The organism is Pseudoclavibacter sp. VKM Ac-2888 (genome assembly GCF_015351285.1).
Taxonomy (GTDB): Bacteria; Actinomycetota; Actinomycetes; order Actinomycetales; family Microbacteriaceae; genus Pseudoclavibacter.
Genome location: NZ_JADKSM010000001.1, coordinates 1,307,597 through 1,328,161 on the forward strand (window position 1 = coordinate 1,307,597; position 20,565 = coordinate 1,328,161).

Consider the following 20,565-nt stretch of genomic DNA (forward strand, 5'->3'; position numbering starts at 1 on the left):
GGAGCGAGTGCACTCGCTCCTGGCCCGATTATCGGTGTCAGCGCCGCTTCTGGGTGTCAGCGCCGCTTCTCAGTGTTCGCCCCGACCCTCGGCGTCGGCCCCGGCTCTCGGCCCACACGCGAAGGTGCGCCACGCGGATCTCCGCGCGGCGCACCTTCGAGTCGTTCCTGGCCTACTCGGCGGGCATGCGGCCGTACCTGCGCTCCGCACTGTGCGAGCAGCAGGAGCCAGCCCCTCGTGTCGCCCAGTCGGGCACATCCAGCGCCGGGTTGCGGTCGAAGAAGCCGTACGGCTTCAGCTGGAGACGGTAGATGTCGACGGGCATGATCGGGAAGTCCTCCGGGCGCGGCAGGTGCGTGGGACCGAAGGAGTGCCAGACGACGATGTCTCCACCGTCGACGGACTCGGCATCGTCGACATATGCGGGAAGCCCCGCGCCGCCCGCGTGCTGGTTCGGGTACTTGCCGGCCGGCCAGCGCTCGTCCTCGTGGTACTTCGTGACCCACGTGTTGTGGGCGGCGAAGGTCGCTCGCTGGTAAACGCTCGAGTCGGGGTCGGCGAGCAGCGTCGGCCACCCTTCGCCGAGCAGCTCGTACTCGGTCGACTTGCCGATCGCGTTGCGGCGCGCGTTCGACCCGATGTGCCAGGTCCGTCGCACCGAGCGGTCGTCGTCGAAGCCGCCCTCGGTCTCGATCCGCTCGCGAGCCCACGTGAAGGCGTTGCCGTAGGGGTTCTGCTCCCCCATCGGGATGCGTCGCACCTCCGACCTGTCGACGTAGTTGTCCGGTCCGTCGACTTCCATGTCGAGTCGCGCGCAGAAGATGTGCTGGTGCACCGGCGCGAACAGCCCCGGCGCGATCTCCAGCCGGTGCGCCTCGGACGCCCCTGGCACTCCCGAGCCGTTGAACACGAGCCCGGTCGCCTTCGCCTCGACCTCGATGGTGCCGTCGAGGTACAGGTGCCAGTAGAAGCCGTAGTCGTAGTTGCCGACCGTGGCGATGTAGGAGATGACGAGGCGCCGCTGCCGACGCACATCCGTTCCGTAGCCGAACTCGGTGTGCTTGTAGAGGATCGACGCGTCCTCCTCGTGCATGCAGATCACCTGGGGCACGCGCATGGCGTGTCCGTGGTCGTCGTGGCTCATGCCGTCGAAGTAGTGGATGACGCCGAGGCAGTCGCAGCCGAGCGCAAGCGAGTTGGCGCTCTTGCCGAGGTAGTACTCGCCGGCGTCGAAGTAGCTGATCCAGTACCGGTTCCGGGAGGTGTCGCCGTAGGGCACGATCATCTCGGGAACGGAGCCGCGGTACATGATCGGCCGGCGCTCCTCGCCGTCGAGGAAGCTGAGCTGGTTGAGGACGAGCCCCTCCCGCGCGTTGAAGCCGACGCGGAACTGCCACCCCTCCCAGTCGACGAGGGAGCCGTCGACGGCGAAGCTCGGGCCTTCCGGCTGCGTGATCTCGATGGGCTTGAGCGTGGATCGCGCAGGCCCCACGTGCTCGTCGTCGTAGCGCCCTGAGGTCGCCGCGGTGACGACGTCGCCCTCGTCGAAGACGCTCACGACCTTCCCGGTCGTGAGGTCGATCGTCACGAGCAGGCCCTCGACGGGGTGCGCCCAGGCGACGTCGTCCGGGTGGTCGCGAAGGAAGGTGAGGGAGCGGATCATCCTTCGCCCGATCTCGTCCTCGTAGCCGAAGTAGCCGGGGGCCAGCGGGGAGCAGAACGCGTCTTCGATGCGATCCTCGAGGCCGCGGCGGCGCATCGCGGCCTGCCATTCCTCGCTCGACTTGGCGATCTCCATCGCGCGGTCGTACTCCTCGAAGAGGTAGGCGGGCTGCCCGTAGGGGAACTCCCCGCTTGCCACCACGTCACGGGATGCGATGACGCCGGCGTCCAGGTCGACGACGTATTCGGTGGAGACGCCCGTGTCCGTCTCGAGCACGACGTACTCGACGCGGCGGCGCAGCGGGCCGCCCTCGGTGAAGCCGCGGACGAACTCCTTGTCCGGCTCGACGGGCATGACGCTCGGGAACCGGCTCTGCTCGGTGAGGAGCCCTTCGGCCTCGAGGATGGAACGGCCGCGCTCGATCTCGGTGGCGGTGAGCGGGTCGAGCGGATGCCGGACCTCGTCGAGGTGCGACACCCGCTGACCCGTGGTGTGCAGGGGTTCTGTTGTGGTCATGAGCGCCTCCTCGCGCGGAACGACGGGGACTCTCCCCGTCGGAGATCGGAAGCACCACTCGACCGTTGCGCGGTCGGGGTGCGGCACGCGGTTCAGCCGTGCTGGAACCAGGTGGTCTTGAGGCCGACGTAGTTGTCGATCGCGTGGCGGGACAGGTCGCGCCCGAACCCGGACTCGCGGAAGCCGCCGAACGGCGTCGTGAGGCCGAGCGCGTCGACGGTGTTGACCGAGACGGTTCCTGCGACGAGCCGGTCGGCGACACGGTGCGCCCTGGCGAAGTTCGAGGTCCAGACCGAGGCCGCGAGGCCGTAGGCGGAGTCGTTCGCCTGGCGGACGGCGTCGTCCTCGTCGTCGAAGGCGATGATGGTGGCGACGGGCCCGAAGAGCTCGTCGACGACCAGCGGGTGCTTCGCGTCGAGGCCTGCCACCGCGGTGGGCGCGTAGAACGCCCGCGACGCTCCGCGCTCGATGCGCTCGCCGCCGAAGAGGATGTCGCCAGCGGAGCGTCCAGCATCCACGGCACGCTCGATGTCGTCCGTGTGGGACTCGTTCACGAGCGCGCCGCCGCCGGTCGACCAGTCGAGGGGATCCCCGGGAGCGTAGGAGCTGGCGGCGAGCTGGAAGGCGGAGATGAAGGCGTCGAGCACGGGGCGCTGCACGTAGATGCGGGAGTTCGCCGAGCACACCTCGCCCTGGTTGTAGAAGGCGCCGAAGGCCGCCTTCTCGGCGGCGAGCTCGACCGACTCGACGTCGGCGAACACGAGGTTCGCGCTCTTGCCGCCAGCTTCGAGCGAGAGGCGCTTCATGTTGCTCTCGCCGGACGCCACGAGCAGTCGCTTCGAGACCGCAGTGGATCCGGTGAAAGTCAGGGCGTCGACGCCACGGTGCCGTGCGAGGGCTTCGCCGACCACGCGGCCGGAGCCCGTGACGACGTTCAGGACACCGGCGGGCACCCCTGCCTCGACGGCGAGCTCCGCCAGCAGGAGCGCGGTCAGCGACGACTCGGAGGCCGGCTTCAGGACGACGCTGTTCCCGACCGCGAGCGCGGGCGCGATCTTCCAGCAGGCGATCTCCATGGGGTAGTTCCACGGCGTGATGGCGGCGACGACGCCGAGCGGCACGCGCGAGACGACGGCAGTCGAGCCAGGGGGCGTCGATGGCACCTCGTCGCCGAGCTTGTCGGCGAGTTCCGCGTACCAGCGGATGGTCGCGACGGACCCGGGAACATCCACGGTCATGGACTGCCCGATCGGCTTGCCCATGTCGAGGGTCTCGAGGAGGGCGAACTCCTCGGCGCGGAGCTCGACGAGGTCCGCCCAGCGCTGCATGATCAGGCCCCGGTCGGCGGCGGCGAGGCCGCTCCACGTGCCGGCCTCGAACGAGGCCCTGGCCGTCGCGACGGCTCGCTCGGTGTCCTGCGTGGTCCCGGCGGCGACTGCGGCGAACGCCTGGGCCGTCGCGGGGTTGATGCTGGAGACGACGGCGCCGTCCGACGCGTGGGCGCGGACGCCGTCGATGAAGAGGCGCCCATCTGGCGTGAGGGACTGGGCGCGGGCGTGCCAGTCGATCGAGGTGGGCTCTTCCATCTGCGTCTCCATTCGTCGGGGGCACTCGGGTCGTGCTCTGGAATGCTCAGCGGTGTCGTCGACCCGCGCGTGGCGGAGCGACATCGCTGTCGGTGGTGCATCCACACTGCGTCACGTCGGCACATCTACCAAGCACACGATTTCGATCTACTGCATCTGCATCTTCGATGCCGACGTTGTCGCAGGCAGGCTCACCCGGCGAGCGTCGCCACGAGCATCCAGGCCACCATCGTCGCGTTGACGGCGAACGACACCTGCCCGAGCCGCGGACCCATGGCGAGGTCTCGCCACAGCAGCCCGCGTGCCGTCAGCCAGGCGAACGCCGTCGCGGCGGCGATGAGGTGCGCGAGCTGCACGCTCCCCTGGCCCCCGTGGTGCGACGACGCCATGGTCGCCTCGCCGGCGTGGCCCGCGAGGAAGCCAGCCACGAGCAGCGCGAGCATGGCCAGCTCGTCCACGAGGGCCGGCAGGTGCTGGCCGTCCCTCCGGCATCGACGGGCGGTCGCCATGCAGAGCAGGTAGATCAGCACCGCTCCCCCGACGTGCAGCATCGGCTCGTGCGCACTCACGAGGCACGGGATCATCGCGACGAGCATGACCGCGTGGTGCACCCACCAGGAGGCTCCCGGTCGTTGCCCCTCGGTCCGCGGGAGGCCCCTCACCATGGTGCTCATGAGCGAGGCGGGGCGTCAGCCCTCGCCGAGGCCGTCCGAGCGGGACGCGGATGCTGCGGCGGACGCGACATCGATGACCGTCCAGGCGATCAGCACCGACGCATCCACCAGCGCACGCTCGGCGGCGGGCCCGACGCAGGCCGCTGCGAACTCCTTCTGGTGATTGGCGAAAGGCAGCGAGTCGACGCCGATGTACGGGTGGATCGCGGGGACGAGCTGCGAGACGTTGCCCATGTCGGTGGAGGCGCGGTTCATGCGACCTGCAGTCGACGGGTCGGCGAAGACCCGACCGCGGGCGATCGCGTTGGCCGTGTACGCCGCCAGCGCCTTCTCGTCGGTCCGGAACTCCGCGTATGGCTTGCTCTCCGGCTCGATGCGCAGCGTGCTGCCGCTCGCCAGCGCCCCCGCCTCGAAGCAGCGGTTCACGCGCTCCTCGAGCCGGTGCAGCTCCTCGAGCGTGTTGGCGCGCACGTACCAGCGCCCCTCCGTGTGCTCGGGGATCGCGTTCGGCGCGAACCCACCGACCGTCTGGATACCGTGCACGCGCGTGTCGGCGGGCAGCTGCTGTCGGAGCAGCCCGAGCGCGAGCTGCGCGATGAGGAACGCGTCGTTCGCGTTGACGCCCTCGTCCGGATACGCCGCGGCGTGCGCCGAAACCCCCTCGTAGGTGATGTGGCTGTGGGAGACCGCGAACGGCCTCGCCTCGGCGACGTCGACGGGGGCAGGATGCACCATGATCGCGAGGTCGAGGTCGGCGAACGCTCCGGCCTCGATGAGCTCGATCTTTCCTCCGCCGCCCTCTTCCGCGGGTGTCCCGTAGACGCGCACCGTCACGCCGAGCTCCTCGGCGAGCGGGAGGAGCGCGAGGCCCGCCCCGACTGCGGAGGCCGCGATCAGGTTGTGGCCGCACGCGTGCCCGAGCCCCGGGAGGGCGTCGTACTCGGCCATGATGCCGATCTTGAGCGGCCCCGTGCCGTACTCGGCGAGGATGGCCGTCGCGAAGCCGAGGTAGGCGCGCTGTACCGCGAAGCCCGCATCCTCCAGCGCCGTCGCGACCCACGCGGCAGCCTGGTGCTCCTGCCACGCGGTCTCCGGGTTGGCGTGCAGTCGCTCGGACAGCGCGATGAGCGACGGCGCCGCCTCCGAGACGCGCTCGTCTGCGCGGCGCTTGGCGTCCTCCACGGTGAGGTCACTCATCTCCGGGCACCCCATAGGAAGGAGCCGCAGTCGGGTCGATGCCGCGGGAGACGTAGTCGTCGCGCTGCGGCAGCCAGACCTCGAGGAGGTCGCCAAGCTCGGCGACGGGGTCGGCGTCCGTCCAGTCGATCCGAAGGTCGGTCACCCGCCAGCCGGCGGCCCGAACCACGGAGAGCCCCGCCGAGTGCACGGGCCCAGCTTCGCCGCCGGCCGCGATGGCCGCACGCAGCGCAGCGAGCAGCCGCTCCTCCAGCTCGCCCTCGGCACTGCTGAAGGCGGCCACCATGAGGTCTGGAATCGTGGCCGCTGCGAGCATGTTTCCGCCCGCGGCGACCCCCTGGCCCTGGCTGTCGCCGAAGATGCCGAGCGCCCGGCCGCCCGAGTAGACGGCAGACCTGCCAGCCGCATCCACGACCAGCAGCTGCCGGTACTCGATGTGCTCCGTCTGCGCGGTCACGGTGTCGATCGCCTCCGGAGCCGACGCGCCCGTGCGCAGCGCCTCGAGCAGGATCGGTCCGAGCCTCGGGTCGGTGACGTTCTGCGAGTTGACAGCACCGACGCCATCGGCGAGGTGCGCGCATCGCGCGGCCACAGCGGGCGACGACGAGCAGATCGCGGAGCCGAAGGCTCCCGTCTCGTCTCTGGCCACGATGGAGAAGGTCACTGGGCGTCCCCGTCCGCCGGCGTGCTGATGACAGCCGTCGCGTCGATCTCGACGAGCCACTCGGGGCGCGCGAGGGCGCTCACCACGATGCCGGTCGACACGGGATGCACACCCTTCAGCCACCGCCCCATGACGCGATAGACGGGTTCCCGGTAGCGCGGGTCGATGATGTAGACGGTCACCTTCACGATGTCGTCGAGCGACGAGCCTGCCTCGTCGAGCAGCATGGCGATGTTCGCCATCGCCTTCTCCGCCTGCGCCTCGACATCGCCGATCCCGACGGACTCGCGCGACTCCAGGTCCTGGCCGATCTGCCCGCGCAGGTAGACGACTCCGCCGGCCACGACCGCCTGACAGAGATCGTTGTCGAGGTTCTGCTCGGGATAGGTGACCTTCGTGTTGAAGGGGCGGATGCGGGTGTGCGTGGTCATCGCGAAGCTCCGATCGAGGCGGGGACGGGGGTGCTGCTGGTGCTCGGTTCCGCGCGGTAGTCGGCGTAGCCGCGCTGGATCATGATCTGGTCGGCGACGTAGCTCGCGTCGTGCCAGACGCCCCAGATGAAGCTCGAGCCGCGCCGGGACTGCCACGGCAGGCCGAGGAAGTAGATGCCGGGTTCCGTCGAGACGCCACGCTGCTGCTTGGGGCGACCGTGCTCGTCCACGGCCTCGACCGGCAGCCAGCTGTAGTCGACGGCGAAGCCGGTCGCCCAGATGATCGAGGTGATGCCTGCCTCAGCCAGGTCGAGCTGCGCGAGCGGATGCTCGACGCACTCCGGGATGGGACCGAAGACGCGCGCTTCCGGCTCCTCCGGGAGGTCCATCCCGTTGCGCTCGATGAACGCATCCGCCTCGTCGAGGACGGACAGGTAGTTGGCGTCGCCGTCGGCGATGTTCTTGGCCAGGTCCGGCCCGAAGCTGATGACCCCGCCCTCGCAGCTGTTCGTGCGACCGACGAGCGTGATGCCGCTCGCCGCGAGCGCACGGAAGTCGACCGTGTGCCCGCCTCTCGCGCCGCTGACGGCAATCGTCACGTGCTCCGCGCCGCGAGGCGGCGCCGAGGCCTCCCACTTGCCGAGCACGCCGAGCCACCAGACGAAGTCGCGATCCCGGTAGGCACGCGGCGGGCGGTCGTGGGGGCCGACGGAGAGGAAGACCTCCCGGCCGGAGCGGCGCAGCTCATCGGCGATCTGCACGCCGGAGGAGCCTGCGCCGACCACGAGGACCGCGCCGTCGGCCAGCTGCTCCGGGTTGCGGTACGCGCTCGAGTGGAGCTGCTCGATGCCGGTCTCGGCCGGCACGATCGCCGGGAACACGGGCCGCTGGAATGGTCCGGTGGCGGCCACGACGTAGCGCGCATCGATCTGGCCTTCGCTCGTCTGCACGTGGAAGCCGGGAACGCCTTCGCGCCTGCGCACCTCGGTGACCTCGACTCCGCAGCGGACCGGGGCGCCGAAGCGCTCCGCGTACTGCTCGAAGTAGTCGGCCATCTGGTCCTTGGTCGCGAACGCGTCAGGCGCGACGCCCTCGATCTCCATCGACGGGAACCGGTCGTGCCAGGCCGGCCCGTTGGCGACGAGCGAATCCCAGCGGCCCGTCCGCCACCGCTCGGCGACGCGCTCCCGCTCGATCACGAGGTGCGGCACCCCACGTCTCGTCAGGTGCTCGCTCATCGCGACTCCGGCCTGGCCGGCACCCACGACGAGCACTTCCGTCTCCTGGAACGACATACGAACCTCCATGCTGGCGAAGAAACTCGCTCGCGAGCCACACCCCGGCCGAAGCCGGAAGCACCTGATCGCTGGGCAGCCACGTCGTCCGCCCCGAGTGACTCCCACCAAACCCCACCGCGGAAGTGGCGGCAAATATGCGTTGCCGAGGCAGTCCATCGAATCTCTTGATGTGGGTCCGCCGTCGCCGGGAATGTCGGGGCACGAGGGCTTCTCGACCTTCCAGAACCGCATCAGAATTAGTGAACTTCAGCGTCGCTCACATCATCAGTCGAGATACCATCCGTGCATGGCAAGATCCAGCCGCTTCGACATGACCCTCACCCAGCTGCAGTACTTCGTCGCCGCCGCGACCAAGCAGTCGATGACCGAGGCATCCCTCGACCTGCACGTCGCGCAGTCGGCCGTCTCGACCGCCATCGCCCAGCTCGAGCGGTCGCTCGGCGTGCAGCTCTTCATCCGCCAGCGCAGCAAGGGACTTGCACTGACGGATGCGGGCACGCAGCTGCTCCGCGACGCGCAGCCGCTCCTCGCCCAGGTCGACGAGGTCGCCGACAACGTGCGCGGTCACCACACCTCCGTGCGCGGGACCCTGCGCCTCGCCTGCTTCGTCACGCTGGCCCCCTTCGTGCTCCCCAGGCTCATCTCCCGGGTCAAGGAGGAGCACCCCGAGCTGCAGATCGAGATCATCGAGGCCGATGTCGACGGCACGGTCGAGCTCCTCCTCAACGGCTCGGTGGAGGGGGCGATCGCCTACGACTTCGGGGCGGTGCACGACCTCACGTTCGACCACCTGTACGCGTCGCCGCCGCACATCATCCTGCCCGTCGACCATCACCTCGCGCAGCGGAAGCGGATCAAGCTGGCGGAGCTCGCCGAGGAGGACCTGATCCTCCTCGACATCGCCCACTCGCGCGACTACTTCCTCGGCATGCTGGCCGACGCGGGCGTGCACCCCGCCGTGCGCTACAGCTCGAGGAGCTACGAGACCGTTCGCTCGCTCGTCGCGCGCGGGCACGGGTTCTCGATCCTCAACCACCGCCCGGAGATGCCGCAGACCTACGACGGAGGCGAACTCGTCTCGGTGCCGATCGCCGAGAAGGTCGCGCCCCTCGACGTCTGCTTCGTGCGCCTCTCCGAAGTCAAGCCGAGCGCCAAGGTCCGTGTCATCGCGAAGCTCGCACGCGAGCTCTTCGGGACGACAGCCGACGCCAGCTGAAGCGAGCCCCGGCGTTCGGCCAGACGCTAGACGGAGCCATCCACGGCGAAGGGCTCGATCGCGGCGAGCTCGGCCTCGGTCAGCGCCGGCGCTTCCAGCGCGGCCACGTTCTGCTCGAGCTGCCCGACGCTCGACGCGCCGATGAGCGCGCTCGTCACCTGCGGGTGCCGGAGCACCCAGCTCAGCGCGAGCTGCGCCAGCGTCTGCCCGCGCCCCGCCGCGATGTCGTTCAGCGCGCGGGCCCGGGCGAGGTACTCGGCGTCGATTCCATCGGCAGACAGGAACCTGGACGTCGCGGCCCGCGAGGTCTCCGGCACGTCACCACCGAGGTAGCGGTCGGTGAGGAGCCCCTGCGCAAGCGGCGAGAACACGATCCCGCCGGCCCCGACCTCATCCAGCACGGGCAGCAGGCCCCGCTCGATGTGGCGGTCGAACATCGAGTACCTGGGCTGGTGGATGGTGAGCGGGATGCCGTGGCCCGCGAGGAGGCGCGCCGCCTCGCGCGTCTGGGCGGGGTCGTAGTTCGAGACGCCGACGTAGAGGGCCCGTCCGGAGTCGACCGCCGTGGCGAGTGCCCCCATCGTCTCCTCGAGCGGCGTCTCCGGGTCGAATCGGTGCGAGTAGAAGATGTCGACGTAGTCGAGGCCCAGGCGGCCGAGCGACTGGTCGAGCGAGGCGAGCACGCTCTTGCGTGACCCCCACTCTCCGTATGGCCCCGACCACATGGCGTAGCCCGCCTTCGAGGAGACGAGGATCTCGTCGCGGTGGGCGGCGAGGTCCTGCGCGAAGATCCGGCCGAAGTTCTCCTCGGCCGAGCCGGGCGGCGGGCCGTAGTTGTTCGCCAGGTCGAAATGGGTGATGCCGAGGTCGAACGCCCGGCGCAGGATCGCCCGCTGCGTCTCGAGGGGCCGCTCCCGCCCGAAGTTGTGCCAGAGGCCGAGGGAGAGCTCTGGGAGCTTCAGCCCGCTCCGTCCGGAACGGCTGTAGCGCATCCGCTCGTACCGGTCGGGGGCGGCCTCGTAGGCGGGGCGCGATTCGTCGGTCATGCACCGATTCAGCCACTTTCACTTTCGTAAGTCAATGGCGCGTCTGATTTACGATGACGTAAGCTCTCTCGGGTGAACACATCGACGTGGATGCCCGGCCCCCAGAAGATCCGCTTCGGCGGCGACTACAACCCCGAGCAGTGGCCTCGTGAAGTGTGGGACGAGGACATCCGCCTCATGCGCGACGCCGGCATCAACCTCGTCAGCATCGGCATCTTCTCGTGGGCCCTCATCGAGCCAGAGGAGGGCGTCTACGACTTCACGGTGCTCGACGAGATCATCGGGCTGCTCCACGCCGCCGGTATCGACGTCGACCTCGCGACGCCGACCGCCTCCCCGCCCGCCTGGTTCTACCGGAAGTATCCGCACACGAGGGCCGTCACTCGCGACGGCGTCCCCCTGGCCTTCGGCTCGCGCGGCATCGTCAGCCCAAGCTCCCCGGAATACCGCCTCGCGGCGACGGCCATCGCGGCGAAGCTCGCAGAACGCTACGCGCAGCACCCGGCAGTCGTGCTCTGGCACGTGCACAACGAGTACGGCGCCCCGATCACGGAGAGCTATGACGACGCCTCCGTCACCGCGTTCCGCGCCTGGCTGCAGGACCGCTACGCCACACTCGACACCCTCAACGCGGCCTGGGGCACGAACTTCTGGGGACAGCGCTACGGCTCCTGGGACGAGATCGACGCCCCTCGCACCTCGGGAACGGCGAGCAACCCCGCCCACCGCCTCGACTTCCATCGCTTCAGCTCGGCGGCGCTGCTCGAGTGCTTCAAGGCCGAACGCGACGTGATCCGCGAGCACGCCCCGCAGCCGATCACCACGAACTTCATGGCAGGCATCTGCCCGAGCGTCGACCTGTGGCAGTGGGCCGACGAGGTCGACATCGTCGCCAACGACCACTACCTCACCGCCGAGCAGGACGACAACCACATCCAGCTCTCACGCGCCGCCGACCTGACACGCTCACTCGCCCGAGGCAAGCCGTGGATCCTCATGGAGCACTCGACCTCCGCCGTGAACTGGCAGCCCCGCAACATCGCCAAGCGCCCGGGCGAGATGCGGCGCAACAGCCTCGCACACGCGGCCCGTGGCGCCGACGCGGTGCTGTTCTTCCAGGTGCGGGCAGGACAGAAGGGCGCAGAGAAGTTCCACTCCGCCCTCATCCCCCAGGCCGGCGAGGCATCGCGGAAGTGGCGCGAGTCCGTCGCGCTCGGAGCCGACCTGACCGCCCTCGCCCCGATCCTCGGGTCCCGAGTGCACGCTCGGGTCGCGATCGCCTGGGACTGGACCTCCTTCTGGGCGCAGGACCTCGACTGGCGGCCGTCCGTCGACCTCGACCACCGGGAACGGGTCGAAGCGTTCTACTCGGCACTCTGGCGCCGCGGCGTGACGGTCGACTTCGTCCACCCCGCCGCCGACGTCACCGGTTACGACGTCGTGTTCGCCCCCTCCCTGTACCTCATCGAGGACGACGCCGCCGCCAACCTCCGCGACTACGCCTCAGGAGGCGGCACGCTCGCCTTCTCCTACTTCTCCGGCATCGTCTCGAGCAACGACGACGTGCCGACCGGCCCATACCCGGGGCAGCTCCGCGACGTGCTCGGACTTGTCATCGAGGAGTTCCTCCCCCTGCGCGCCGGGGAGCGGACGACGCTCGCCGACGGATCGATAGGCCGTGTCTGGAGCGACGACATCGAGCTCCAGGGCGCACACAGCGTCACCGACTTCGCCGACGGGCCCGGCGCGGGCCGACCGGCGATCACCCGGAACAGCTTCGGAGAGGGCACCGCCTGGTACCTCTCCACCGCGCTCGACGGTGCAGACCTCGACGGGTTCGTCACGGCCGTACTCGACAGCGCCGACTCCCCATACTCACCGATCAGCGACCTCGAGACCGTCGTGCGCCACGGCGACGGCACCGACTACGTGTTCCAGATCAACCACGGGGCGCTGGATGCGGGCGCGGGCATCGCCGGGCACGACCTCCTCGCCGACAGGGCGGTGAGCTCCGACGACACCGTCCCGGGCGGGAGCGTCCGCGTCGTCGCCGTTCCGCGCGCCGACGACTGACGGGCGCACTCCGAAACGGTCAGGGTCTCGTCACGGCGCGCTGATAGGAACGAGTCATGACACCCCAGACGACGCCCGCGTTCGGCACGCCCCAGTTCGATGCGAGCTCGACGGCCCTCGACGTCGTCGAGGGTGTCGACCTCACCGGCAGGACCGCGCTCGTGACGGGCGCGAGCTCCGGCATCGGCGTCGAGACGGCCCGCGCGCTCGCCTCGGCGGGTGCGGCGGTGACGCTCGCCGTCCGCGACCTCGACGCCGGCGAGCGCACCGCGGCCGACATTCGCGCATCCACCGGCAACCCGGACGTGCGCGTCGAGCACCTGGACCTCGCCGACCTCGCGACCGTGCAGAGGCTCGCCCAGGCCTGGACCGGGCCCCTGCACCTGCTCGTGAACAACGCCGGCATCATGCACACCCCGGAGCTCAGAACCCCGGGCGGCTGGGAGCTGCAGTTCGCCGTCAACCACCTCGGGCACTTCGCGCTCGCCAATGCGCTGCTGCCCGCCCTCACCGAGGCGGGGAACGCGCGCGTCGTGGTCGTGAGCTCGAGCGGGCACGCCTCGAGCGGCATCCGCTTCGACGACCCCTTCTTCGTCGGGGACGACTACGACTCCGGGCTCGCCTACGGGCAGTCGAAGACCGCGAACGTGCTCTTCGCGCTCGAGGCGACGCGGCGCTGGGCCGACCGCGGCATCACGGCCGCGGCGCTCATGCCCGGAGGGATCTGGACGAACTTGCAGCGACACTGGGACCCCGAGGTGCTCGCCGACATGAAGCGACGCTTCCCGACCAAGACACCCGAGCAGGGCGCCGCGACGTCCGTGTACGTCGCAACCCGCGCCGAGCTCGGACCCGGCACGCCGGCCTACTACGAGGACTGCCACCCGGCGCAGCTGGTCGAGGAGGTCACCGACGGCGTGCACGGCGTCGTCCCGCACGCCGTCGACCCTGATGCCGCTCGCAGGCTCTGGGAGCTCTCGGAGTCACTCCTCGCGGACGAGGCCTCCAGGCCCCGCGAATGCTGACCGCGCTCCGAGAGCTGCTGGCTGAACCGGCACGGGAGTAGGCACGGAGGTGGGCGCGCGAGGTGGGCGCGCGCCCGTGATGGCACGGGTCGGGGCGTCGGCGGGTCGCGGGGCCTTCGTGAGCATTCCCATCGGGATCAGCTTCCGCCTCACTAAAATTTTGTGAACGCTATTTCACGTGCTCACAGGGCGGCTAATCGTACACAGCTACGAATATCAGCCAAGCTGAGTGCCTGCCGTTTCTGGAGATATCTCCCATGAGTGCCCGCATATGGCTTCGGGAGCCTGAAAAAGTTATGCACGACCCTCCCGACAATCGGACCGGTCCGGTAGACTAGGGTCCATGCAACAGCACCGCAGCAACGACGTGGCCGATCCGGGGTTCGACCCTTCGGACCCGGCTTCTGTCGCGGCTCGACGGTCCGAGATTCTCGCGATGGAGGAAGCAGCCGCGGCGATGCTCGCGGCCGGCGCCGCCCTGCAGCTGCGAGCCCACGTGGCCGCGTACGACTTCGGGCACGCCCTCGATGTCGCTGAGGGGTGCGCGGAATCGGCCATGCACGTGCGATCGATCGCGAACGAGGTCGGCCTGCTCGTGAAGCTCGCCGCCGGCACCGCCCAGGGACACCTCTCGTCAGCATCCGTGACGCTGCGCGAGTTCCCGGCCCTCGCCCTCGCGCTCGAGAGCAATCTCGTGACCCCCGCGCAGGTGCACAAGCTCGTCGAGACCGGCCTGAAGATCAACCACGACGACCCGGCCGAGCAGACCCACCGGCGGGGCGAGTTCGTCCAGCTCATGCTGGAACGCTGCCGCCGGGAGCCGCTCCCGCCGGCAGCGCTGCAGCACGCGGCCGAGCGCGTCGCGGAAGAGCTCACCGGGGAGTCCATCGACCAACGCCACGAACGCGCGAAGCAACGGCGCCGCGTGAGCGTCGAGGACCTCGGCGACGGCATGAGCATCCTGCGCGTGCTCATGAGCTCGTTCGTCGCGCACGCCATCCGCGACCGCGCACGCAAGCAGAGCAAAGCCATCATCAGAGCCCGCCCCAAGCCGGGCATGCAGACCCCCGAGAGCAGCGAGATCGGAGACGCGGCAGCGCTCGACGAGCGCACCCTCGACCAGGTCATGTCCGACGTCATCGCGGACCTGCTCCTCACCAGCGACCCCACCATCTCGAGCGCCGCGAAAGGCATTCAAGCCACCGTCCAGCTCAGCATCCCCATCACGACACTCCTCACCCACACCCACACCCACACCGACACCGGCGCGGACGGCAGCGGAGGCGGAGGCGGAGGCCCGACCGAAGCCGACAGAGATGGCCACCCTCGCCGCGCACCGGCGCTGCTCGAGGGCATGTCCCCCATGCCCATCGAAGACGCGAAACACCTCGCCGCGACCGCACCCGCCTTCATCCGCCTCCTCACCCACCCCATCACCGGAGCAATCCAAGCCGTCGACTCCTACACCCCCACCGCGGCCATGCGCGCCTTCCTAAAAGCCCGCGACATCCACTGCCGCTTCATCGGCTGCCGCCAACCCGCCACGAACTGCGAACTCGACCACACCATCGACCACCAATACGGCGGCGAAACCGCCATCTGGAACCTCAGCGACTTCTGCAAAAACCATCACATCGTCAAGCACCACACCGCCTGGACCGTCACCCAACTCGACGGCGGCACCCTCGAATGGACCACCCCAAGCGGAAAAACCTACACAGACCACCCCGAACCCCACGGCCCCACCTTCAGACCCACCGATCAACTCTTCAGACCAGCGGACGAGCACCCAGGGCCCAACTCGAGTGAGCGCTCGGCCCCTGAAGAAGACCCGCCGCCGCAGCTCGGCCCCGCCTCCAGCGCGCCACCGTTCTGACTCGGCGACGCGACCCCGGGCGACGCGACCCGCGGGCGACGCGCTGCCTCCACGAGGCGCGCTCGCAGAGGCGCGCTCGCAGAGGTGCGCCCTCGCTCGTGTGACGAGCGAGGGCGCACCCAAGTGGGAGTCGCGAGTCGCTCCGCGCTGCCCGCTCTCTCCTTCTTCCTACTTCACACTTCCCGCCGCCTACCGATGGTCGCCGATGGACTCCGGCTACCGAGCCCCGACTAGGCCGGACGACGCACCCACGCGGTCGTCTCGCCCGCCAAGTCTGTGCCGCTGTCGAGGTCGCTGCGCAGCAGCACCCCAGCGTCAGCGCCCAGGTCGAACGGCTCGGACCCGAAGTTCGTCACGATCTCCCAGCCGTTCGGGCGGGCGAAGCGAAGCACATCCGCTCTCCCGCTCGGCAGCCACTCGAGCTCCTCCCCGCTCTGCAGCTCGTGCCGCAGCGCGAGGGCCTTCCGGTAGAGCGCAAGCACCGAACCGGCGTCCTCTTCCTGGAGCTCGACGGCCGACGCGCCGAACCATCGGGGCTGGGGAAGGTGCGCATCCGCTTCCCCAAACCCGAACGATCGACCCTCGGCAACCCAAGGCAGAGGAACCCGGCACCCGTCGCGGCCGATGTCGACGCCGGGGTTGCGGAAGAAGGTGGGGTCCTGGCGGTCCGAGTCCGGGATGTCGGCGACCTCGTGGAGCCCGAGCTCCTCACCCTGGTACAGGTACGCAGAACCGGGCAGCCCGAGCGTGAACAGCGTCGCCGCGCGCGCCCGACGCAGCCCACCCTCCGCGTCGAGCACAGGGTGCTCGCCACCCGAGAGCAGCCACTCAGAGCCGTGCTTCACGACCGGGTGCCCCTTCTCGCTGCGCTCCGGATGCGGGAGTCCGTAGCGCGTCGCGTGACGCACCACGTCGTGGTTCGACAGCACCCACGTGGTCGACGACCCAGAGCGCTCGGCGAGCTCGAGGTTGTCGGTCACGATGCTCGAGAACTGGCGGGCATCGAAGTCGGCCTCGAGGAGATCGAAGTTGAAGGCCTGCCCGAGCCCCTCCGGGCTCGCGTAGCGCGGGCGGCGATCACGCTCGACCCAAGCCTCGGCGACGGCCGTCCGCGGTGGGTCGTACGAGTTGAAGACCTTGCGCCACTCGGCGTAGACCTCGTGCACGTCGTCGCGGTCGATGATGGGGTGATTGCCGTCGAAGGGCAACGCGTCGAGCACCGCCTTCGACGGCAGCTCGCCGCTGAGGTCCTTCGTCAGCATGTGGGCGACGTCGATGCGGAAGCCATCAACACCTCGGTCTGACCAGAACCGCAGGGTGTGCAGGAAATCGGCCCGCACCTCGGGGTTCGCCCAGTTGAAGTCGGGCTGCTCGACCGCGAAGTTGTGGAAGTACCACTGGCCGTCCTCGACACGATGCCAAGCCGGTCCGCCGAACACCGACTCCCAATCCGTGGGCGCCTCCGCCCCGTCCGGCCCATTGCCGTCACGGAAGATGTAGCGGTCGCGCTCCGGGGAGCCCGGCCCAGCGGCAAGAGCCGCCTGGAACCACTCGTGCTGGTCGGACGAGTGGTTCGGGACGATGTCCACGATCACGCGGATCCCGGCCCCGTGCAGGGCCGCGACCATGCGGTCGAAGTCCTCGAGCGTGCCCAGGCGGGGATCCACGTTGCGGTAGTCGGCAACGTCGTAGCCGCCGTCGGCGAGCTCAGACGGATAGAAGGGGCTGAGCCAGACGGCGTCGATGCCAAGCGCCTGCAGGTACGGCACCTTCGCGGTGATGCCCGGCAGGTCGCCGAGCCCGTCGCCGTTGGCGTCCGCGAAGCTGCGCGGATAGATCTGGTAGACCGCCGCCTGACGCCACCAGTTGGCGTCCTGCGGGCGGGCGCGGGTGAGGACGTCGGTCTCTGCGGAGAAGGTCGAGCTCATAGTTGGGTATTCCTCGGGTTGTTGGTGGTCTGTGGCTGAGAAAGGGTTCTGGGTTCAAGAGAGCTCGCGGTGGGCGCGAGATGCTCCTGTGGAAGCGCGTGCAGCGTCCGCGAAGCGGTCATCCCTTGACGGCGCCCTGCGTGACGCCCTCCATGACCCACCGCTGCGTGAACAGGTAGGCGATGAGCGCCGGCGCCATCGCCATCAGGTAGGAGGCGAAGGACACGCTGTAGTTGTTGCTGAACTGGGTCTGGAAGATCTTCTGCACCACGGGCAGGGTCTGCATCGCCGGGTCGGAGATGATGAGCGACGGCATCATGAAGTCGTTCCAGGAGGCGAGGAAGGCGAAGATGCCGACCGTCGCGCTCATCGGGGCGAGGAGCGGGAAGATGACCCGCCAGAACGTCTGCCACGTGCTGGCGCCGTCGATGCGGGCGCTCTCCTCGAGCTCGCCCGGGATCGACCTCAGGAACGCGGTGAAGAGCAGGATCGAGAAGCTGAGCTGGAACATGACGTGGAGGATGATGACGCCGACCGGGTTGTCGAGCCCGAAGAGTCCGCTCATCTGGATCTGCGGGAGGGCAACAGCCGGGAAGGGCAGGAACATCGCCGCCAGCAGGTAGTAGAAGGAGCCCCGGAAGAACCGGTTGTTCCAGTTGCGCGTGATGGCGTACGAGGCGAGAGCCGCGAGCAGGATGACGCCCGCGACGGTGCCCGCCGTGATGAACACGGAGACGCTGAACGCCTGCGGGAAGTTGGTGAGGTTCCAAGCCTCGACGAATCCGTCGAAGCTGAAGGGCGCAGGCAGCGCGAACACGTTGCCGCTGACGGCCTGAGAGGTGGTCTTGAAGGCGGTCACCACGGTCACGTAGAGCGGGATGAGCACGGTCACGGCGCAGAGGAGCAGGATGATCGTCGTCGACCATCGACCTCGTCCGCCACGGTTCCTGCTCGCCGGGGCCACTCGTGCGCGGCTGACGATGGGCTGTTGAAGTGCCATCAGAGTTGGTTCTTTCCCTGGGTGAGGCGGAGCTGGAGGAGGGAGATGACGACGACGAGGACGAAGAAGAACGTCGCGTTGGCCATCTGGTAGGCGTAGTCGCCGCCGCTGAAGCCGGTGAAGATCGTCATGGCGATGCTTCTGGTCGACGTGCCCGGGCCGCCGTCCGTGAGGCCGACGATGATGTCGTAGGCGTTGAGGAAGTTCTTGAAGCCGAGGATCACGTTGATGACGACGTAGCCGGCGACGAGCGGCAGCGTGATCTGCAGCATCTGCTGCCATTTCGAGGCCCCATCGAGGTCGGCCGCCTCGTAGACGTCGCCGGGAACCGCGAGGAGACCGGCGATGTAGATGAGCAGCGTGCCGGGGATCGCCTGCCAGGCCGTCACGATGACGATGCCGATCCACGCGAGGTTCGGGTTCGCGAGGATGCTCTCGGACAGCCACGGGATGTTCAAACTCTGCCCGAGCGCCGGCACCGCGTTGGAGAACAGGAAGTTGAACACGAACGCGATGACGATGCCCGAGATGACCATGGGGATCACGAACACGGTGCGCAGCGGAGCCTTGAGGCGGATGCGCGCGACGAGGCCGATCGCGAGGAGGAACGCGAGCACGTTGACGAGGATCACCGTGACGGCCGCGAAGCCCATCGTGAACCCGTAGCTCTGCCAGATGGCGGGGTCGCCGAACATGGCGATGTAGTTGGTGATGCCGACGAAGTTCCATTCGCCGAAGCCGATGGAGTTCGTGAAGCTGAAGAAGATGCCGATGACGGCGGGGATGGTGATGGCGATCGTGAAGAGCACGAGCGTCGGGACGAGGAAGAGGTAGTGGACGCGGTCGATGCGACGTGAGCTTCTCGGCCTGATCTTCTTGCCTTCGCGGGCGGCTTCCTCGGTGCGGATCGCCTCCGTGGTGGTTGCCTCGATGGTGGTCGACATTGGTGTCTCCGGTCCGGTTCTTGATCGAGTTGGGCTGGCCGTCATTGGCGCAGCGCGAGGCGGGCCCAGTCGGCGTCGAGCGTGCTGAGCGTCGAGTCGACGCTCGCTCCCCCGGTGACGAGTCCCTGCATGTAGTTCTCGGTGGGGATCGTCAGCGGGATCGCCTTCGACGGCCCCTGATAGAAGGCGGCGTTCTCGTAGTAGGGCTGGAGTTCGACGAGCCGCGGGTCGGTGACCGGGTCGGCGTCGACGGTCGTGCCGAAGCCGAGCTGGGCCGCGTTGTAGGCGTTGATGACCTCCGGCTGGAAGAGGTACTGGAGGAACTCGCGCGCTTCCTCCTTGTGCTTTGAGGCCTCCGGTATCCAGGCTGCGAGGTCGATGTTGACGCGCACCTCGCGGTCGTCGGCGTTCTCCGTCATCGGGAGGGGGAACATGCCGAGGTTCGCGTCCGGGTTGGTCTTGGCGATCTCGCCGAGCGCCCATGGACCCTGGAGGTACATGGCCGCCTTGCCCTCGGCGAAGGCCACGTTGCCGTCGCCGTAGCCCCGGCTGCCCGCATCCGCGTTCGTGTAGGTGCTGGCGAGCTCCGTCATCCGCGTGACCGGGTCGGTCATGGTCGACTCGAACGAGACGGGCGAGTCCGGTCCGACGTCGGTGCCGAGCTCGTTGAGCTCGTCGTAGAAGCCCGCGACGTCGATGGAGCCGCCCACCGTGTAGTCGAACCATCCCTGGCTCACCGTCCACGGGTCCTTGAAGGTGGCGTAGAACGGGTCGATGCCGGCCGACTTGAGCTGATCGCAGACCTCGATGAGCTCGCTGTAGGTGGTCGGCACCTCGAGGCCCTGCTCTTCGAAGATGTCCTTGTTGTAGATGACGGATGCGGCCATGACCGAGTAGGGCAGCACGCTCGTGCGCCCCGGGTAGCTGGCGTACTGGTCGACGAGGCCCTGGATCTCCGGGAGGATGCGGTCGGCCTCGGGCAGGTCGGACAGGTCTGAGAGCGCGCCGCGTTCCATGAAGCGGGCCATCTCCATGTTGTAGTTGAGGAGCCCCAGGTCCGGCGGGTTGCCGCGAAGGAACCCGGCCTGCAGGTTGGAGGAGGTGTCGAGGACGACTCGCACCTCGCTCTGCGAGGAGTTGTAGTCCTGGATGAGCTCTCGGAAGTACGGGATGGCTTCCGGCTTGCTCAGGAAGAAGCGCACCTCGGTGGGCCCAGTGCTGGTGCAGGCTGCGAGTCCTGAGCCGGCGAGCGCGATCACGAGCGCGGCGACAAGCGCACGCAGCAGGGCGCGGGGCCGGAAGCGTTTCGAAGGTGTTGGCACGTCGTTGTCCCTTGGGCTGAGCTGGCCGCTGCGGACGCTGACCAGACATTGAAACGAACACTAAATTTTGTGTCTAAATTTACTGCTGGAGGTAATGTAAACCCAC

Annotated in this window: 16 protein-coding genes; 4 read left to right on the forward strand and 12 right to left on the reverse strand. The window is 68.7% G+C overall.

Annotation, left to right across the window (positions count from 1 at the left end; translation table 11 throughout):
- Positions 1-172: 172 nt before the first annotated feature.
- From ITJ61_RS06320 to ITJ61_RS06350, 7 genes are all read right to left on the reverse strand, one after another.
- Positions 173-2,179, reverse strand: coding sequence for a primary-amine oxidase (locus tag ITJ61_RS06320; RefSeq protein ID WP_194685798.1), 2,007 nt, complete (start codon positions 2,177-2,179; stop codon positions 173-175).
- Between the two features lie 92 nt (positions 2,180-2,271).
- Positions 2,272-3,765, reverse strand: a complete 1,494-nt coding sequence (locus ITJ61_RS06325; protein ID WP_104241677.1) for an aldehyde dehydrogenase family protein — start codon at positions 3,763-3,765, stop codon at positions 2,272-2,274.
- A 191-nt stretch (positions 3,766-3,956) separates the two neighbouring features.
- Positions 3,957-4,439, reverse strand: coding sequence for a hypothetical protein (locus ITJ61_RS06330; RefSeq protein WP_146081982.1), 483 nt, complete (start codon positions 4,437-4,439; stop codon positions 3,957-3,959).
- A gap of 15 nt (positions 4,440-4,454) precedes the next feature.
- Positions 4,455-5,636, reverse strand: coding sequence for a M20 family metallopeptidase (locus ITJ61_RS06335; RefSeq protein ID WP_194685799.1), 1,182 nt, complete (start codon positions 5,634-5,636; stop codon positions 4,455-4,457).
- On the reverse strand, positions 5,629-6,300 hold the full coding sequence (locus ITJ61_RS06340) for a DUF1028 domain-containing protein (protein WP_194685800.1): 672 nt from the start codon (positions 6,298-6,300) through the stop codon (positions 5,629-5,631). Before ITJ61_RS06340 ends, ITJ61_RS06335 begins: the two co-directional genes overlap by 8 nt.
- Positions 6,297-6,731: a RidA family protein gene (locus ITJ61_RS06345; protein ID WP_104241681.1), complete on the reverse strand. Its 435-nt coding sequence runs from the start codon at positions 6,729-6,731 to the stop codon at positions 6,297-6,299. Before ITJ61_RS06345 ends, ITJ61_RS06340 begins: the two co-directional genes overlap by 4 nt.
- The gene (locus tag ITJ61_RS06350; protein WP_194685801.1) at positions 6,728-8,026 is read right to left on the reverse strand and encodes a flavin-containing monooxygenase; all 1,299 of its coding nucleotides are present in this window, start codon (positions 8,024-8,026) and stop codon (positions 6,728-6,730) included. The genes ITJ61_RS06345 and ITJ61_RS06350 overlap by 4 nt, the downstream gene beginning before the upstream one ends.
- Before the next feature lie 289 nt (positions 8,027-8,315).
- Between ITJ61_RS06350 and ITJ61_RS06355 the strand changes: the two genes are divergently transcribed.
- Positions 8,316-9,245 (forward strand): LysR substrate-binding domain-containing protein, encoded by a 930-nt coding sequence (locus ITJ61_RS06355; RefSeq protein ID WP_228496611.1) that lies wholly within the window; start codon positions 8,316-8,318, stop codon positions 9,243-9,245.
- A gap of 26 nt (positions 9,246-9,271) precedes the next feature.
- Here the strand turns inward: ITJ61_RS06355 and ITJ61_RS06360 are convergent, their stop codons facing one another.
- Positions 9,272-10,291: an aldo/keto reductase gene (locus ITJ61_RS06360; RefSeq protein WP_104241683.1), complete on the reverse strand. Its 1,020-nt coding sequence runs from the start codon at positions 10,289-10,291 to the stop codon at positions 9,272-9,274.
- Positions 10,292-10,381: 90 nt separating this feature from the next.
- Between ITJ61_RS06360 and ITJ61_RS06365 the strand changes: the two genes are divergently transcribed.
- From ITJ61_RS06365 to ITJ61_RS06375, 3 genes are all read left to right on the forward strand, one after another.
- Positions 10,382-12,364, forward strand: coding sequence for a beta-galactosidase (locus ITJ61_RS06365; RefSeq protein ID WP_194686697.1), 1,983 nt, complete (start codon positions 10,382-10,384; stop codon positions 12,362-12,364).
- A gap of 56 nt (positions 12,365-12,420) precedes the next feature.
- Entirely contained in the window at positions 12,421-13,389 is a 969-nt protein-coding gene (locus tag ITJ61_RS06370) for an SDR family NAD(P)-dependent oxidoreductase (protein WP_194685802.1), read from the forward strand.
- A gap of 343 nt (positions 13,390-13,732) precedes the next feature.
- Entirely contained in the window at positions 13,733-15,265 is a 1,533-nt protein-coding gene (locus tag ITJ61_RS06375) for an HNH endonuclease signature motif containing protein (protein WP_194685803.1), read from the forward strand.
- A 230-nt stretch (positions 15,266-15,495) separates the two neighbouring features.
- Here ITJ61_RS06375 and ITJ61_RS06380 read toward each other — a convergent pair whose 3' ends face one another.
- From ITJ61_RS06380 to ITJ61_RS06395, 4 genes are all read right to left on the reverse strand, one after another.
- Entirely contained in the window at positions 15,496-17,193 is a 1,698-nt protein-coding gene (locus tag ITJ61_RS06380; RefSeq protein WP_194685804.1) for a glycoside hydrolase family 13 protein, read from the reverse strand.
- A gap of 118 nt (positions 17,194-17,311) precedes the next feature.
- A complete protein-coding gene (locus ITJ61_RS06385) occupies positions 17,312-18,193 on the reverse strand; it encodes a carbohydrate ABC transporter permease (RefSeq protein WP_194685805.1) in 882 nt (293 codons plus the stop codon).
- A complete protein-coding gene (locus ITJ61_RS06390; protein ID WP_104241689.1) occupies positions 18,193-19,137 on the reverse strand; it encodes a carbohydrate ABC transporter permease in 945 nt (314 codons plus the stop codon). Before ITJ61_RS06390 ends, ITJ61_RS06385 begins: the two co-directional genes overlap by 1 nt.
- A 41-nt stretch (positions 19,138-19,178) precedes the next feature.
- The gene (locus ITJ61_RS06395; protein ID WP_258063143.1) at positions 19,179-20,459 is read right to left on the reverse strand and encodes an ABC transporter substrate-binding protein; all 1,281 of its coding nucleotides are present in this window, start codon (positions 20,457-20,459) and stop codon (positions 19,179-19,181) included.
- Between the last annotated feature and the right edge of the window lie 106 nt (positions 20,460-20,565).

Coding starts and splice junctions, on each gene's coding strand:
- ITJ61_RS06320 (WP_194685798.1), bottom strand. CDS start 2,179: ATGACCACAACAGAACCCCTGCACACCACGGGTCAGCGGGTGTCGCAC.
- ITJ61_RS06325 (WP_104241677.1), bottom strand. CDS start 3,765: ATGGAAGAGCCCACCTCGATCGACTGGCACGCCCGCGCCCAGTCCCTC.
- ITJ61_RS06330 (WP_146081982.1), bottom strand. CDS start 4,439: ATGAGCACCATGGTGAGGGGCCTCCCGCGGACCGAGGGGCAACGACCG.
- ITJ61_RS06335 (WP_194685799.1), bottom strand. CDS start 5,636: ATGAGTGACCTCACCGTGGAGGACGCCAAGCGCCGCGCAGACGAGCGC.
- ITJ61_RS06345 (WP_104241681.1), bottom strand. CDS start 6,731: ATGACCACGCACACCCGCATCCGCCCCTTCAACACGAAGGTCACCTAT.
- ITJ61_RS06350 (WP_194685801.1), bottom strand. CDS start 8,026: ATGTCGTTCCAGGAGACGGAAGTGCTCGTCGTGGGTGCCGGCCAGGCC.
- ITJ61_RS06355 (WP_228496611.1), top strand. CDS start 8,316: ATGGCAAGATCCAGCCGCTTCGACATGACCCTCACCCAGCTGCAGTAC.
- ITJ61_RS06360 (WP_104241683.1), bottom strand. CDS start 10,291: ATGACCGACGAATCGCGCCCCGCCTACGAGGCCGCCCCCGACCGGTAC.
- ITJ61_RS06365 (WP_194686697.1), top strand. CDS start 10,382: ATGCCCGGCCCCCAGAAGATCCGCTTCGGCGGCGACTACAACCCCGAG.
- ITJ61_RS06370 (WP_194685802.1), top strand. CDS start 12,421: ATGACACCCCAGACGACGCCCGCGTTCGGCACGCCCCAGTTCGATGCG.
- ITJ61_RS06375 (WP_194685803.1), top strand. CDS start 13,733: ATGCAACAGCACCGCAGCAACGACGTGGCCGATCCGGGGTTCGACCCT.
- ITJ61_RS06380 (WP_194685804.1), bottom strand. CDS start 17,193: ATGAGCTCGACCTTCTCCGCAGAGACCGACGTCCTCACCCGCGCCCGC.
- ITJ61_RS06385 (WP_194685805.1), bottom strand. CDS start 18,193: ATGGCACTTCAACAGCCCATCGTCAGCCGCGCACGAGTGGCCCCGGCG.
- ITJ61_RS06390 (WP_104241689.1), bottom strand. CDS start 19,137: ATGTCGACCACCATCGAGGCAACCACCACGGAGGCGATCCGCACCGAG.